Raw genomic sequence first — 14,827 nt, 5'->3', positions numbered from 1 at the left:
ATGATCAACTCACCTTTCGACGGAGCCCAGCCTATCGCCCATGACGAGCGGACATCCAGCTATTCGGTGGATGCGGCACGGCCGTACACGGGTGCCTCCGCGCCTACCGCAGCACCGGGAAGCAATCCCAAGAGGTCGATATCCGAGGCCCTCACCATCGCCCTGGTACATCGCGACCACGACCAGCAGACGGCGCGGTGGCCACCGACGTCGGCATGGCGTGTTCCGCACAACGGCCCTGAACGTCCGCTTCTACGCCAACGCGAAGGCATCGCCGAAGCCGAAGCCCGCGGCGCCCACAAGGGCCGCAAACCCTCCCTCACCACCGAACAGCCCATGCCCTGCGCGCCCGTGCCGCGGCCGGCGAACCGAAAGCCACGCTGGCCAAGGAATTCGGGGTCCACCGCGACACCGTCTACAGCTACGTCAACGCCGGCCTACGCTGCCTCCGGCTTCGCCGCAGCGCGCTGGCAACACTGTCCCGGCACCGACTGTGGCGCGGTCCGGGGTCTGCCGCTCGGATCACTGGCGGGTGTCGGCGAGCCGCTGCGCGATGAGCGCGGCCTGCAGCGCCGTGATCCCGTCGACGGTGAAGGGGCTGTGCGGCGATATCTCCGCCAGGCGGTTGAGCCGGTTGTTGACAGTGTTCGGGTGTACGGCCAGCGTTCGCGCGGTGCGCTGGCGATCCAGATCGCAGTCGAGGTAGATCTGCAGGGTCTCTAGCAGCTCGGGATGGCTCAGTACCGGCGCGAGTGATTCGAGCAGTCGCTCGACCCCGGGGCCGGGGCGGCTGAGTTGGTAAGCCACCGAAACATCTGCCAAGCGATAGATGCCAGGAGGGCGGTTCAACGCGCGGACAAGGTGCAGGATCTTGTCAGCTTCGTCTGCCGCGTCGTGGAGCACTGCGACGTTTACGTTCTCGACGATCGCAGCGGTCACTGGCGCACCTGCCGCGGACTGCATGGCGGTGATCAGCCACGCCGTCCGCTCGCGCGGGGCGTCCGCCGCCGTGACGGCGGTGGACGGGAGCAGGACGTGCCCACCCGAGCGGTCGAGGAGCGGAAGCACCGACGGCCCACCACCGGGACTGAGCACCCGTAGCATCCGGTGTAGTTTCCGGCGTCCGGCGACAACGCGGCTGTTGTCCTCGGAGGCGAGTTCGCCGGGGGTGAATCCGAAGTTCAGCGCCAGAACGTCGTAGTGCTCGGCGAGTATCACGTCGAGCCGTTCGGCGTCGGCTCTGGCATCGTGGCCGAGCAGCAGGAGGCGCCCGACGAGCTGGGCCGCACCCGTTTGTTCGGCCAGCAGCACAGCCTGCTCATGCTGGTATGCGTCCAAGAGCTCGGCCACGAACGCCTCCTGCAGACGCAGCGTCACGGACCCGATCCAACCGAGCGCCTCCGACTCGGCGCCGGAGGCGATGGTTCGGCACTCGGAGAAGAACTCCTGGAAGCCCCGTTGCCACAGGTGCAGCAGCAATGGCAGGGGCACTCCCTCGCGGGCACGTTGGGCCGCCCGCTCGCGCAACTCACGTAGGTCGTCTTCGTCTGGTGTGCGTCCCTCGAGCAGCCTGTGGAGTACGAGCAGAAAGTAGCGCCGTCCGATCGTCGGGAGCTCGGAGTCGCGAACTTCCCTCGGTAGCTGTTGCGTAGTCACGTTGGTGACGGCGCTTCGCTGGGCGAGGAGGTTGATGCGGCCGCTGACCGCGTTCAGGATGCGCGAAACGCCCGCGGGAGGTTCCTGGTCGTCCTCGAGCAGCGAGCCGTAGTGGTGCACGTGCATCTCGGAATTGTGCTACCGCACATCCATCCGGGTCGCACATTCAACTAATGCACACTCGCAAGTCTCGTGATGTCCATCACGCTTACAGAATGAAAACGACCTCCATGGAACGCACGTTCATCTGCATCCCCAACGTTGGCGAAAGTGGTTACCCTCGTCTCTACTCCGGTGCCCGTGAACTGCGCAAACAGTCGGATTTCGTGCCCGAATCCGAGCCGTACACGGTGTGCTCAGTCCATCCGTTGACGCCGTTGATCGGCGCCGTCGTCGAGGGTGTCGACCTTCGGGAGGTCGACGATGCAGTGCACGCGGAATTGCATCGAGCACTGCTGGAGTGGAAGGTCCTGTTCTTCCGTGATCAGCTGCTCGATGGGCCCGAGCACATCGCGTTGGCGAGGCGGTGGGGCAACATCGAGGTCAACGACTTCTTCCCCAACGGAGACGTACAGGCGATCTCGCGGCTGGCGAAGGGCCCCAAGTCGATCGGCCAGGAGAACATGTGGCACAGCGACACCTCGTTCCGCCGGGATCCGTCGAAGGTGTCGATCCTGCGGGCGATCGACGTGCCGGCCACCGGCGGCGACACGATGTGGGCGGACATGGCCGCGGCCTATGACAATCTGCCCGGGTCCGTGAAAGAGCAGATCGATGGACTGAAGGCGATTCACACCTTCACCAAGTCGTGGGGGCTGACGATGGCCCCGGAGCAAGTCGCAGCAATAGCGGAAATTCACCCGCCGATAGCGCACCCCGTGGTCCGTACACACCCGGAGACCGGCCGCAAGCTGCTCTATGTCAACGAGCCGTTCACCACGGAGATCGTCGGACTGCCCCGCAACGAGGGCGATGAGCTGCTGGACTACCTGATGTTTCAGGCGCGGGTGCCGGAGTACCAGGTCCGCTTCCGCTGGGAACCCGGCTCGGTGGCCATCTGGGACAACCAAGCCACTCAGCATTACGCGATAAACGACTACTACCCGCAGCGCCGCGTCATGGAGCGAGTCACCGTCGCCGGCGACCAGCCGTTCTGACGGTGAGCCGGCCGCCTCGGGGTGCGGGTCCCGTACCCCCGAGGCCGATCCGCTCACCCATATCTCACCCTCGAACCACCGGGAGAACCCACCGTGCTGGAATATCGCACCCTGTTTCTCGACGGCGTGCAGGCCGCACCGTCGTCGACGCACTCGATCACCGTCCGCTCGGCGGCGACAGAGGAAATCATCGGATCTGTTCCCGCGGCGGTGGAGGCGGACGTCGACGCTGCGGTCGCTGCCGCACGCCGCGCACTCGACGACCACCGCGGGTGGAGCGGCTGGCACCCCGCGGAGCGTGCCGCGACGCTCGACCGTCTCGCGTCCGAGTTCGAGGCGCGCGGCGAGGAGGTCGCTGCGCGGGTGGCGCAACAAAACGGGATGCCGATCTCCACGGCCCTCGCGTTGGAATCCGCGCTCCCTGCGGCCGTGTACCGGTACTACGCGGAACTGGTGCGCAATACGGAGTTCGAGGAACTCCGTGCCGGGTTGCTCGGCGGCGCGGCCCACGTGCGACGCGTGCCCGTCGGAGTGGTGGGCGCGATCATCCCGTGGAACTACCCGAACCTGTTGACCTCCTTCAAGGTGGCCCCGGCGCTCGCGGCCGGGTGCGCGATCGTACTGAAGCCGAGTCCCGAGACCACGCTCGACTCCTACCTGTTCGCAGAGGCCGTCGTGCGATCCGAGGTGCCCGCCGGTGTGGTCGGGATCGTTCCGGGTGGCGCCGACATCGGGCGCTACCTGGTGTCGCACCCTGGTATCGACAAGGTGACCTTCACCGGTTCGACGGCGGTCGGCCGCGAAATCGGCGGCCGCTGCGGTGAGCTGTTGCGTCCGGTCACCCTGGAGTTGGGTGGCAAGTCCGCCGCGATCATCCTCGACGACGCCGACCTGACGCTCCACGCCGAGGGTCTGTTCCAGGCCACACTCCTGAACAACGGGCAGACGTGCGTCGCGAACACCCGCATCCTGGCACCGCGGGGCCGATACGCCGAGGTCGTCGACTTCTTCGCCGAGATGGTCAAGGGTTGCAGCGTGGGCGATCCGCTGCTGCCCGAGACGCAGGTCGGGCCGCTGGTGTCGGAGAACCATCGGCGACGGGTCGAGGGATACATCGCACGTGGCATCGCAGATGGTGCGCGGCTCATCGCAGGCGGAGGGCGTCCCGCGCACCTGGACCGCGGATGGTTCGTCGAGCCGACCCTGTTCGCGGACGTCGATCCCGCGAGCGTGATCGCGCAGGAGGAGATCTTCGGGCCGGTGCTGTCGGTCATGCCGTACGACTCGGTGGCCGACGCGGTGCGGATCGCGAACGACACCGGATACGGCCTTGCGGGCACCATCTGGACCGCAGATGTGGATGCGGCGCGTGGCATCGGCCGCGCCGTGGACTCGGGGACCCTCGGGATCAACCACTACATGCTCGACCCGGTCGCGCCGTTCGGCGGGATCAAGGCGAGCGGCCTCGGCCGGGAACTGGGACCCGAGGGGCTCGCCGCGTACCTGCAATCCCGGACCACCTACCTCGCGCCGGCCTGATCCCCACCCCATTCTCTGAAGACGCGCGGCCCCGCGCCCTCGCACCGCCCTGTGGAGGCACCGACATGTCAGTCAACCCGAAGGTGGCACTCCCCACCGCTGAGCCTCGATCGGAACCGCCCCTGCGGTACTCGCTGCGGAGGGCGTGGCTGATCACGGCTGCACTCACCCTGTTCATGGTCGTGAACTGGGGTGACAAGGCGGCGCTCGGGCTTACTGCCCGAGCCCTCGAGGCGGACCTGGGACTCACGCCCGCCCAGTACGGCCTTCTGGCAAGCTCCTTCTTTCTCCTGTTCGGGATCGGGACAGTGCTGGGAGGCGTGCTCGTCAACCGCATAAAGACCCGGTGGATGCTGCTCGCGATGGCCCTCGTCTGGGCGGTTGTGCAGTTCCCCGTGCTCGGGGCCGCGTCGTTCTCGGTGCTCGTGGCTTCGCGGGTCGTCCTCGGCTTCGCCGAGGGGCCGGCTTTCCCTGTCGCACTGCACGCGGTGATGAAGTGGTTCCCGGACGAGAAGCGCGACATCCCCGGTGCCATCGTCGTCGCGGCGTCGGGCGTCGGGCTGGTCGTGGCCGCCCCGGTCATCTCCTTCATCCAGGTCACATGGGGATGGCGATGGTGCTTCGGAGCAATGGGCATCGCCGGTCTGATGTGGATTGTGCTGTGGCTGTGCATCGGACGGGAGGGCCCGTTCGACAACGAGACGAGCCAGCCGAAGGCTCCCGTGCGGCCCGGAACGGAATTCCGCCACGACCCCGAGGTCGCCGAACCCCGGGTGCCGTACCGGCGGGTGTTCTTTGCCCCGACCTGGCTGTGTTTCGCGCTCGCAGGATTCGCCTGCTATTTCGTCACGGGTCTGTCGACGACGTGGCTGCCGGATTACCTCGATTCGATTCGGGGGATCAGCACGATTGCAACCGGCAATCTCGTTGCCGGGATGGCCGCTTTCGGTGCGCTGGCGATGTTCGGACAGGGAGCGATCTCCCGCCACCTGATCGCGCGGGGCGTCTCGACCCGATGGTCCCGCGCCGGTGTGGCCGGTGTGGCGGTGATCGTCTCCGGTGTGGCCCTCGTCGGCTTCCCGTTCATCGGGGGCCCGCTGCAAGGAGTGCTCATGCTTCCGGCGTTCAGCCTGTACACGGCGAGCTACGCCGCATCGAGCGCGGCGGTGGCGCAGATCTCGCCGGTCGCCCAGCGCGGCGCGGTGTTCGGCGTCCTCTTCGCTGTTTTCGGAGCGGCCGGGGTCGTCGCACCGTTCGTCACGGGACGGCTGGTGCAGGCGGCGCACGGATCGGCGAGCGGCTACAACATCGTGTTCCTGATCAGCGCGGCCCTGCTCATCGTCGCCGGCCTGTGCGTGCTGCTGTTCGCGGACCCGGAGCGAGATGCACGGCACCTGGCACGGTCACGTTCGAGTCATGAATTTCCTTGAGCAGCACCGTGAACCACACCCCCCGCACCGATCGTCGTTATCGTCCCCGGCCTCGGCGGTCACAATGACAACCATTGGCAGAAACCGGATCGCCGCCGCAGTTCCCGGCACCCGCACCGTGCGCAGGCCACTGGGCGCGTCGTTGAACCGCGACGCCTGGGTTACGGCACTGTCCACCACCCTGCGGGAAATACCGCAGCCGGTCGTGCTGGTAGCGCACAGCGCCGGTGTGCTCACCACCGTGCGCTGGGCCAAGCACCCCACCCGCAAAATCCGCGCAGCCCTGCTGGTCACACCGCCGGACTTCGAAAACTCACCCGCAGAGAATCCACGGATCCGGCAGCTCGGTACGACACACGGCTGATGCCCGTCCCACGCCGTCCGCTGTCTTTCCCGACCATCCTGGCCGCCAGCACCGACGACCCGTTCGCCACCGCTCGGCGCGTCACAGGCCTGGCCGAAGCCTGGGGCAGCCGACCGTCGACCTCGGCCCGGTCGGGCACCTCGACCCCACGGCCGAATACGCGCCATGGCCGCGAGCAGAACAGCTGCCCGCCGAACCGGCCTCGCCCGCAACACATCCCACTATCGCAGTACACCGATGAAACAAGGAAAAACCGATGAGGAAAACCACCACCGCCGTGCTCGCCGCGACCACCCTCGCGCTCGCCACCGCGACGGCCAACGCCACCCCGCAACCCAGCGACGACAACACCGCCGTGCACTACGAGGTCACCCGCCAAGGCGACGCCGCGGTACTGAGCATCAGCGGCGGCGAACTGCAGGTCGCCGGAGACCAACTCGTTCTCACCGGCCACGACAAGCAACCCGTCGCCGCGATCCCGCTCACCTACCGCATCGACAACACCGCCTACCCGATCGACGCCCGAATCGACGGCGCCACAGCGACACTCACACCCAACAAGACCGCCGGACAACCCGTACCGTCCGCACAGGCCGTCACCAACGGGCAGACCATCACCACCGATCAAGCCGCCACCCAGATCGCCGAATCCTTCACTCCCCGCGACACCCAAGCCCTCGGCGTGTTCGCCCAACGCACCACTATCGGCGCCGCCGTCAGCGCCGTCCTGGGTGCCGTCCTCGGCGCCGGTGTCGGCTGCCTCGTCGGTGCCGCCGCGGGTGCCGTGATCACCAGCCCCGTCCTGGCCCTGCTCGTGCCCTTCGTCGGCGCCACCATCGCCGGCTGCGTCCTCGGTGCGGCCACCCTCGGCGCCGTCGGCTCCATGATCGGACTCGTCGTCGCCGGCGGCCCCATCACACTCTTCGCCGCGATCCAATACTTCTCCACAATCCTCGCCCCCTGCCCACCCGACACCGCCTACTGCAAAGACCCCGCCCAAGCCACCGCGCCCAGCAAGTAACAACCCACGACACGACCGAACCCCGTCGGCCGCCACACAGTGTGGCGGCCGACTATCAGGGCCATCGTTCAGGCGGCGTGGCCGGCGTTCGCCAGTCACGGCGCGGAGCAGGTCCACCCCGCCATGCGTTCGCCTAGCATTGGGCCGCTCCGTATCAGTGATCGTCGAGTTGCGTCCTTGATGTGTGCCAGCGTTCAACGGCCTGGACCATCTCATGGCCGAGGTAGTCGAGGTATCGGCCGATCTCGGTCAGGCGGAGACCGGCAGGGGTTGTTGCACCGAGGATTTCGGCACCGCGGCGGGCGGCCTTGACCTTTTCATCGGAGGCACGGGCAAGGTTGAGCGTGGTGCGGTACCAGGTGCGATCGTCGATGTAATAGCGGTCGCGGCGCGACGAATCACGTTCCCGGCGAATGAGATCCCGTTTCTCCAGTGCGCAGACGGCTGCCGAGATGGAGGCCGGGCTCACTCCGAGGCGGTGCACCAATTCGGCGGCGGTGAGACTGCCGGAGTCGGTGAGGTGTAGACAGGTCAGCACCCGTGCCTGCATTCGGGGCATCCCGTCGTACACGAACAAATCGGTGAACTGCGCCGCAAACGCATTCACGGCATCGTTCGGGTTGGACTCGGCCGGTGGAACCGAGACCGCGTGCGAGGGAGCGGTTGTCTTACCCCTTCGCGATCGTGCTGCGGTTGCTCGGTGCGCTCGGTCGGCGCGATACCGACCGGGGCCGCCGTTACGGGTCACCTCGCGGCTGACCGTCGATGCTGGCCGCTCGAGCTGGCGGGCGATCTCGGTGTATCCCAGTCCGTCGGCCAGACCTGCTGCGATGCATTCCCTTTCCTGCAATGTAAGTCTGCCTCCCGGCATGGGTGCGGTTCTCCTTCGGCGTCGTAGTGCCGTGTCGGCATGCATTCAGCGACATCTCATTGCAAATCGAATGGTGGTTCTTGCGTTTTCCAGCATGGTCATTGCATTCGCGATATTCGCTCTATCTGCGGAAACTGAAGTCTCCCACAGCGTTCTCGTTGAGCGTTGACGGAACGCGACCTAACGTTCGGCGCACAGTGAAGGTTGAGTGCTGGAAGGAACCCGATGACCGAACCCGCCCACCATGATGCCGAAACAGCAACCGCTGCTCCGACGTTCGTGTTCGTACACGGCCTGATGGGCAATAGTTTCTATTGGGCTCCTGTGGTCCGCGAACTTGCCTTGCTCGGCCATCGCAGCCTGCCGGTGGATCTTCCCGGACATGGGCTCGATGCCTCGATACCACTGGCCTACCAGATGCAGGACATAGCCACATTCGCCGCGTCGTCGTCACCGATGGCGGCAATCACGGTGCAGGACAACGTTGCCCACGTCATCGACGTGGTGCGGAAGGTGCGTCGACACGGACCGGTCATCCTTGTAGGGCACAGCCTCGGCGGCATCACGATCGGATTGGTCGCCAACGCCATATCCGAGGCCGTCCACCGCCTCGTCTACCTCTCCGCATTCTGCCCGTCCACTCCAGATGCACCCAGCGCCATGGCGCTGAGCCAGACCCCCGAGGCCATGAAAGATGTGCCGATCCCGAACTCCGGCCACTCACTGTTTCTGGGAATGGAGCCGGTATCCCGCGGCCTCATCCGCTTCAACCTCCGTTCCCCCGATCCCGAAGCCCTGGAAGACTTTCGGCTGACCAACATGCCCGAAGCCACCCTGGAACAGACATTGACGGTGATCAACTACGGCATGCAACCCGAAGACGGGGCGCAGACCAGCTTCGCCGACGCCCGAGTAGAAGCCGACACGTGGGGACGGATACCCCATAGCTACATCCGCCTCACCCACGACAACGTGATCTCTCCGGCCCTGGCCACCAAAATGATCGATGACGCCGACCGCCTCACCCCGGACAATCCCTTCGACGTCCACAGCCTGGCAGCCGGACACGTGAGCGTCGTCCTGCAAGCCCGCGAACTAGCCGCCATCCTCGACCGCCTCGCCTGAACCAACAACGGGCTCTCCAAGACACCCACGAGTGCCGGATCGGCACAACAGCAGCGGCGATCGCAGCACCGAGACCACCACTCGGCACACTGCCCGACCGACAGCTGAAGTTCGAGCCGCATCGAACGCACTCAATTGCCGCATACCGCGCTGACCGAACCGGCCAGCGCGCGGCATCGGAAGATCAACTGGCCGTGCCGATCCGAGGCTGGCGGAACGTCCGCTACTGCCGATGACGCGTTAGAAGACGCGACAGTTGATCGTGGATTTCATCGGATCCTCTGCGTGAGTGCCGCTGACGGGCTTCGTTTCGGCCCTGGCGTTATATCTAAAGTGAGATATCGTTGTAGGTATGAGCGAGGAGGTGACCCAGTCGCCGGACGAGGAATCTCTGCCGGTGCTGCCCGGGTTCCGGGAGATGGCGTTGCGCAGGATCACGCAGGATCGTGCGCGGTTGATTGCTGAGCTGGCGGAGCGGCGGCGGGCAGCGGGGTTGTCGCAGACCGAAGTTGCTGCCCGTATGGGTACGTCGCAGTCGGCGGTGGCGCGGTTGGAGACGGAGAACGTCGATGTGCGGACCTCGACGCTGCAGCGGTACGCCGCTGCGGTCGGCAGCCGTCTCACCTTGCAAGTGACGAACACGACTGCTGAATCGAATCGGATCGGAGAACAGCCTTGAGAATCGAGACGAGCACACCTACTTCTCAGTGGCAGCCTTGGCCGCGGGAGTTTCCGAACTTCTACCCGGCACGTGAGGAACCGCAGCCTGTTCCTGCCCCGCCGCCGGCGAGGCAGGTGTGGATCGATCCTCACCCGAGCGGACCGGCGGAAGCGCCGCTGCTGGGGCGGACGCTGATCGCGCACGGGCACTTGGATGCTGCGGCTGCCACCGAGTTGTGCGCGCGGTTGCTGACGCTCGACGCTGAGAGCGCCCGACCGATCCGGCTCGAAATGTACGGGCTGGAAGCAGATCTGCCGAACGCCAGCACCGTCACCGATGTGCTGGACGTCCTTCGGGCGCCGGTGAGCGCCTACGTGAGCGGCACTCTTGGCGGTGCAGCGCTGGGAGTGCTCGCAGCGTGTGACCACCGCTACGGCTATAGAAGTGCCCAGTTCGTGTTGCGGGAGCCGTCGGTGCGCCTGGATGGCAGCCTCAGTCGTGTCGAACCGCGACTCGAGCACGCGCGGGCCATGTTCGACGGACTGCTCGCTCGACTGGCGCAAGTCACCGGTCGCAATACCGACCAGATCCGTGATGACCTGCAACAGCAACGGGTACTCACCACCTCCGCCGCTGTCGAGTACGGATTGATCGAGGGCCCCGCAACCCGCGAATAGTCGCGTCGAACGAACAAGCCGGCCGGCTTACCGATCCGCGAACGGGCATCCACCACCATCAGCCGGTGCTCGTTCGCCGTCGGTGACACACCGAGCCGATCGAACGTCCGCTCTTGCCGCAACCCGCGCTGACCGAACCGGCCAGCGCGGGGCGCCGGCGCCCGGAACCTGGTGCGGCGCAGAACGTCCGCTATTGCCGATGACCGAGCGTCGTCGAGATCAACTAGTCAACTGGCGACTGCAGCTCGGCCGCGTCGAGCCGACGGTGATTTCTCGATCAAGGGGTCGGCGGCAAACACAGGCAGAACGTATGGCCGACCGGCCCGGAAAACGGCCGCCCCATGTCGTGCAGAGAGCTTCATCGAGCAGTCGGTTCCAATCCGTTGGTCGCCTTCGGCTGTATCGTCGAGGTGATTCCGGCCTGCGGACCGCCATACCCCCCCAAGGGACTATGTCTTTCGTCAAGGAATGTCCGTTACGCAACTGACAACGATGGCTCTTCGCTTGCCAACTACCGACCTCGTTGACGAGTTCGGCGATGCGACATATGGTCGTGCGCCGACGCCGGATTCTGTTGGGGGAACATGTGATTGTCAGAACGGTGGTGGCGGCCACGGTCGTACTGGGATTGATCCTGCAGCCGTTGACGGCGTCGGCGCAGACAATGAGCGCCTTGCCGACACCCGGTGGCCAGTTCCAGATCGGAACCACAACATGGCATCTCATCGATGCCGACCGGATGGATCCACTGGTGGGCGCGACACCACGGGAGTTGATGGTGTCGGTCTTCTATCCCGCGACCGATACCGCGGGCCGACCGTCCGCGCCACTGTTGTCCACGCAGGTCCTCCCACACCTCGAGCAAGCACTCGGCGTGCAGATACCCGTCCTGCAGTCGCATTCGGTCTCCGATGCGCCAGTGGCATCGGGCCGGTTTCCCGTGATCGTGTACTCACCGGGCCGGGCGATGCCCCGCACCCTGGCCACCGGCGCTGCCGAGGAGCTCGCCAGCCGGGGCTACATCGTGGTGTCCATCGACCACACCTACGAGTCACTCTGCGTCGAATTCCCCGACGGCCGACTGGTCCAAAACACCCCTATCCCTGCGTCCGACACCACCCAGCAGCTGTACCTCGACACCCGGCTCGCCGACTCCAAATTCGTCCTCGACACCCTCGACACCGTCCGCGACGGCAACGACCCCGACGCCGAAAAGCACCCCCTGCCAACAGGGCTGGGTGAAGCACTGGACCTCACCCGGATCGGCATGTTCGGGCAATCGCTCGGCGGCTACACCGCAGTCGAAATGCTGCGCACCGACCCACGGATCAGCGCAGTGGTCGACCTTGACGGCGGAATCAACATCGGCGACACACTCGGTACCGCCGCACAAACCGGTATCAGCAAACCGATCCTGCTCATAACCAGCAGCGACGGGCTCGAAGACCAGCAAGCCACCCCCTCCTGGACCGCCTTGTTCGATCACTCCACCGGCTGGAAACACGAACTGACCGTGCAGAACTCGGCGCACAACGACTTCACCGACCTCCCCGTCCTGCTACCTGGCCCGATACCCATGCCGACCGGCCACTACTTCATCGGCCCCATCGCAGGCCCCCGGATCGACACCATCACCCGCACTTACCTCGCAGCATTCTTCGACCACTTCCTCCGCGACACCCCAAACACTCTCCTCGACCACCTCACCGACTTCCCCGAAGTCCAAACCCTCCGATGAGTCGCCCACCCAGGCCACGCTCATCCAATAGACCGCCAACGCACTGTCAAGTAGCCGCATACCGCGCTGACCGAACCGGCCAGCGCGGGGCGCCCGGAACCTGGTGCAGCGCAGAACGTCCGCTATTGCCGAGTTGAGGTCTTTTGCCGCAATCGCTGAACGGGGCTGTTGTGTAACAGCTTCGATTGGTCTGAGGACATAGGGTTTCGGGGGGATGGGCGGCCGGTCGGCCGGAAGTCACCTCGTGGATGTAACCGACGGCGACCCATGGATCGGAATTGACTGCTCGATGAAGCTCTCTGTACTGCGCGGCGCGGCCGTTCTCCGGACCGGTGTTTGCGCGCTCACCGCCGCACTATCCCTCACCGTGCTCGGTGGCACCGCGACAGCGGAACCGGAGAAGCCTTCCGGCATAACCTCACTCGTCAAGGACGGACGCACCTGGCATTTGAAGGTGTATTCGGCGGCGATGGGCAAGGACATTACCGTCGATGTGCAGCGGCCGGTCGACGAGTCCCAGCCGGCTCCGAACCTGTGGATGCTCAACGGCCTGGACGGCGGTTACGGCACCGCCAGCTGGAAGGCACAGACCCACGCGCTCGATTGGCTGGCCGACAAGCAGGTCAACGTCATTGAGCCGATCGGCGGTTACGCGAGCTACTACATGGACTGGGACAAGCCGGATCCCAGTCTGGGCGTGAACAAATGGAAGACGTTCTTCACCGAGGAGCTACCGCCATTGCTGGACACGACGTTGAACTCGACCGGCCTCAACGCGCTGGCAGGTCTTTCGACGTCCGGCACCTCGGTGCTGCAGTTGGCCGAGGCCAAGCCCGGCCTGTGGCAGTCCGTCGCCGCCTACAGCGGCTGCGCCCAGATCGCCGACCCAGCGGGCCAGACCTTCGTCAAGCTCTCGGTCAACCGCGGCGGCGGCAACACCGAAAACATCTACGGCCCCGACAACAGCCCCGAGTGGGCCGCCAACGACCCGGTCATCAACGCCGAAAAACTGCGCGGCACACGGCTGTACATCTCCAGCGCAGCGGCATCCCAGTCATGAACGACGTCGACTACTACATGAACAACGGCGGCCCGGAAACCCTCGCCCTCGGCATGATCATCGAAGGCGCCACCAACGCGTGCTCACACAACCTGAAGAACCGGCTCGACGGTCTGGGCATCCCGGCGACCTACCAGTTCACGCCGGTCGGCACCCACTACTGGCCCTACTGGGAGCAGGCGCTGCACGACTCCTGGCCGGTGCTCGCTCAAGGCATGGGGGTTGAATCGTGAGACGCCAATTGATCAGGCGTGCACTGTCATTCGCGGTGTCCGGTATGGTTCTCGCCGCCTCCGGTGCGGCCCTCGGCGCCGGATATGGTCTGGCCGGTACCGGGGATCCGATCGTCGATTCGAAAAAGCTGCTGGCGGATCCGGTTGCGCCGGACGGCTCGAAGCTCGTCTCGGGCACGATCGATGGTCGCAATCTGAGTTTGCAGGTCTACTCGGCCGCGATGGACAAGAAGATCACGGTCAAGGTCCAGCGGCCTCATGACGCCTCCGAGCCGCGGCCGGTTCTCTACCTGCTCAATGGGGCGGGCGGCGGGGTCGATGCGGCGACATGGTGGGCCAAGACCGATGTCGGGGATTTCCTGGCCGGCAAGGATGCCAATGTCGTCATGCCGGTCGGCGGGGCGTTCGCCTACTACACCGATTGGGAGAAGGACGATCCGGAGCTGGGGCGCAACAAGTGGCGCACCTTCCTCCTCGACGAGCTGCCGCCCTTGGTCGATGCGGCATTGGGCACCAACGGCGTCAACGCGATCGCGGCGAATTCGATGACCGCGACCGCGGTCCTGCAGATGGCCGAGGCGCGACCGGGCTTCTATCAGACCGTCGCCGGATACAGTGGGTGCGCACAGATTTCCGACCCAACCGGCAAGCGGTTCACCAAACTGGTCGTCGACACCTGGGGCGGCGGCGATGTCCGCAATATGTACGGCGACGATGACGACCCGGCCTGGGTCGACAACGATCCGGTCGTGCACGCCGAAGCCCTGCGCGGTACCCGATTGTTCCTCTCGACCGGCAACGGCCTACCCGGCCAATGGGACACGCTCAACGGCCCCCATGTCGCATCCGGCGCTGGCGGTCTCGCCAATCAACTCGTCGTCGGCGGCGTCATCGAGGCCGCGACAAACTGGTGCACCCACAACCTGCAGGATCGACTGAACCAACTGCAGATCCCCGCCACCTTCGATTACGCACCGGCGGGCACCCACTCGTGGGGCTACTGGCGTGATGCCTTCTATCAGTCGTGGCCGATGCTCGCCGAAGGTCTTGGAATACCGGCCTAGCGGATGAACCAATCACCAGCTGGCTGCCCTGTACCCCTGTAAGGCTCCGGTGCGTACCTTGGGCTGCTGCAGGATCGAGTGACAGTGTCACCTACCCCGCACCAGCCCCTGGCTCTAGCGAGCTCAAGTGCGCGCTATTGCCGCATACCGCGCTGACCGAACCGGCCAGCGCGGGGCGCCGATGGCCGGAACCTGGTGTGGTGCAGACCATCCGCTACTGCTGATGAGCGT

The 14,827-nt window shown here is 65.6% G+C and carries 13 protein-coding genes and 3 pseudogenes; 13 read left to right on the top strand and 3 right to left on the bottom strand.

What is annotated here, in order from left to right; translation table 11 throughout:
* Positions 1 to 240: 240 nt before the first annotated feature.
* Positions 241 to 428, top strand: a pseudogene (locus ACIRRA_RS21965) (helix-turn-helix domain-containing protein); the annotation flags it as partial.
* Positions 429 to 522: 94 nt separating this feature from the next.
* Here ACIRRA_RS21965 and ACIRRA_RS21960 read toward each other — a convergent pair.
* A complete protein-coding gene (locus ACIRRA_RS21960; protein WP_402770937.1) occupies positions 523 to 1,782 on the bottom strand; it encodes a PucR family transcriptional regulator in 1,260 nt (419 codons plus the stop codon).
* 89 nt (positions 1,783 to 1,871) lie between these two features.
* Between ACIRRA_RS21960 and ACIRRA_RS21955 the strand changes: the two genes are divergently transcribed.
* The 6 genes from ACIRRA_RS21955 to ACIRRA_RS21930 all read left to right on the top strand — a co-directional run bounded on the left by ACIRRA_RS21955 (position 1,872) and on the right by ACIRRA_RS21930 (position 7,167).
* Complete coding sequence (locus ACIRRA_RS21955) at positions 1,872 to 2,813, top strand: TauD/TfdA dioxygenase family protein (protein WP_402770934.1); 942 nt, start codon at positions 1,872 to 1,874, stop codon at positions 2,811 to 2,813.
* 93 nt (positions 2,814 to 2,906) lie between these two features.
* Positions 2,907 to 4,352 (top strand): aldehyde dehydrogenase, encoded by a 1,446-nt coding sequence (locus ACIRRA_RS21950; protein WP_402770931.1) that lies wholly within the window; start codon positions 2,907 to 2,909, stop codon positions 4,350 to 4,352.
* A gap of 65 nt (positions 4,353 to 4,417) precedes the next feature.
* Positions 4,418 to 5,782 carry an MFS transporter gene (locus ACIRRA_RS21945; protein WP_402770928.1) on the top strand — a complete coding sequence of 455 codons (1,365 nt, stop codon included), beginning with the start codon at positions 4,418 to 4,420 and terminating at the stop codon, positions 5,780 to 5,782.
* Positions 5,783 to 5,846: 64 nt separating this feature from the next.
* On the top strand, positions 5,847 to 6,146 hold the full coding sequence (locus ACIRRA_RS21940) for an alpha/beta hydrolase (protein ID WP_402770925.1): 300 nt from the start codon (positions 5,847 to 5,849) through the stop codon (positions 6,144 to 6,146).
* Positions 6,146 to 6,406: an alpha/beta hydrolase gene (locus tag ACIRRA_RS21935; protein WP_402770922.1), complete on the top strand. Its 261-nt coding sequence runs from the start codon at positions 6,146 to 6,148 to the stop codon at positions 6,404 to 6,406. Before ACIRRA_RS21940 ends, ACIRRA_RS21935 begins: the two co-directional genes overlap by 1 nt.
* A complete protein-coding gene (locus tag ACIRRA_RS21930; protein ID WP_402770919.1) occupies positions 6,403 to 7,167 on the top strand; it encodes a hypothetical protein in 765 nt (254 codons plus the stop codon). The genes ACIRRA_RS21935 and ACIRRA_RS21930 overlap by 4 nt, the downstream gene beginning before the upstream one ends.
* 154 nt (positions 7,168 to 7,321) lie before the next feature.
* Here ACIRRA_RS21930 and ACIRRA_RS21925 read toward each other — a convergent pair whose 3' ends face one another.
* Together ACIRRA_RS21925 and ACIRRA_RS21920 are read right to left on the bottom strand one after the other, a co-directional pair.
* The gene (locus ACIRRA_RS21925; RefSeq protein ID WP_402771434.1) at positions 7,322 to 7,774 is read right to left on the bottom strand and encodes a MarR family transcriptional regulator; all 453 of its coding nucleotides are present in this window, start codon (positions 7,772 to 7,774) and stop codon (positions 7,322 to 7,324) included.
* Positions 7,775 to 7,915: 141 nt separating this feature from the next.
* A pseudogene (locus tag ACIRRA_RS21920) lies at positions 7,916 to 8,038 on the bottom strand (helix-turn-helix domain-containing protein); the annotation flags it as partial.
* 225 nt (positions 8,039 to 8,263) lie between these two features.
* Here ACIRRA_RS21920 and ACIRRA_RS21915 point away from each other — a divergent pair.
* The 6 genes and pseudogenes from ACIRRA_RS21915 (at position 8,264) to ACIRRA_RS21890 (ending at position 14,596) form a co-directional block, all read left to right on the top strand.
* A complete protein-coding gene (locus tag ACIRRA_RS21915; RefSeq protein WP_402770916.1) occupies positions 8,264 to 9,163 on the top strand; it encodes an alpha/beta hydrolase in 900 nt (299 codons plus the stop codon).
* A gap of 352 nt (positions 9,164 to 9,515) precedes the next feature.
* The gene (locus ACIRRA_RS21910) at positions 9,516 to 9,842 is read left to right on the top strand and encodes a helix-turn-helix domain-containing protein (protein WP_402770913.1); all 327 of its coding nucleotides are present in this window, start codon (positions 9,516 to 9,518) and stop codon (positions 9,840 to 9,842) included.
* Positions 9,843 to 9,958: 116 nt separating this feature from the next.
* The gene (locus ACIRRA_RS21905) at positions 9,959 to 10,501 is read left to right on the top strand and encodes an ATP-dependent Clp protease proteolytic subunit (RefSeq protein WP_402770910.1); all 543 of its coding nucleotides are present in this window, start codon (positions 9,959 to 9,961) and stop codon (positions 10,499 to 10,501) included.
* A gap of 586 nt (positions 10,502 to 11,087) precedes the next feature.
* A complete protein-coding gene (locus tag ACIRRA_RS21900; RefSeq protein ID WP_402770907.1) occupies positions 11,088 to 12,239 on the top strand; it encodes an alpha/beta hydrolase family protein in 1,152 nt (383 codons plus the stop codon).
* A gap of 289 nt (positions 12,240 to 12,528) precedes the next feature.
* Positions 12,529 to 13,532, top strand: a pseudogene (locus ACIRRA_RS21895) (alpha/beta hydrolase).
* Positions 13,533 to 13,576: 44 nt separating this feature from the next.
* Positions 13,577 to 14,596 (top strand): alpha/beta hydrolase, encoded by a 1,020-nt coding sequence (locus ACIRRA_RS21890; RefSeq protein ID WP_402771432.1) that lies wholly within the window; start codon positions 13,577 to 13,579, stop codon positions 14,594 to 14,596.
* Positions 14,597 to 14,827 lie beyond the last annotated feature (231 nt).

This window comes from Nocardia sp. NPDC101769 (assembly GCF_044766925.1).
Lineage (GTDB): Bacteria > Actinomycetota > Actinomycetes > Mycobacteriales > Mycobacteriaceae > Nocardia.
Note: the sequence above shows the minus strand (reverse complement) of the source record. Positions and strands in the feature narration are given on the sequence as shown.

Bases quoted from the DNA above. Each gene is read 5' to 3' on its own strand.
- ACIRRA_RS21960 (WP_402770937.1), bottom strand. From the start codon at position 1,782: ATGCACGTGCACCACTACGGCTCGCTGCTCGAGGACGACCAGGAACCT.
- ACIRRA_RS21955 (WP_402770934.1), top strand. From the start codon at position 1,872: ATGAAAACGACCTCCATGGAACGCACGTTCATCTGCATCCCCAACGTT.
- ACIRRA_RS21945 (WP_402770928.1), top strand. From the start codon at position 4,418: ATGTCAGTCAACCCGAAGGTGGCACTCCCCACCGCTGAGCCTCGATCG.
- ACIRRA_RS21940 (WP_402770925.1), top strand. From the start codon at position 5,847: ATGACAACCATTGGCAGAAACCGGATCGCCGCCGCAGTTCCCGGCACC.
- ACIRRA_RS21935 (WP_402770922.1), top strand. From the start codon at position 6,146: ATGCCCGTCCCACGCCGTCCGCTGTCTTTCCCGACCATCCTGGCCGCC.
- ACIRRA_RS21930 (WP_402770919.1), top strand. From the start codon at position 6,403: ATGAGGAAAACCACCACCGCCGTGCTCGCCGCGACCACCCTCGCGCTC.
- ACIRRA_RS21915 (WP_402770916.1), top strand. From the start codon at position 8,264: ATGACCGAACCCGCCCACCATGATGCCGAAACAGCAACCGCTGCTCCG.
- ACIRRA_RS21910 (WP_402770913.1), top strand. From the start codon at position 9,516: ATGAGCGAGGAGGTGACCCAGTCGCCGGACGAGGAATCTCTGCCGGTG.
- ACIRRA_RS21890 (WP_402771432.1), top strand. From the start codon at position 13,577: ATGGTTCTCGCCGCCTCCGGTGCGGCCCTCGGCGCCGGATATGGTCTG.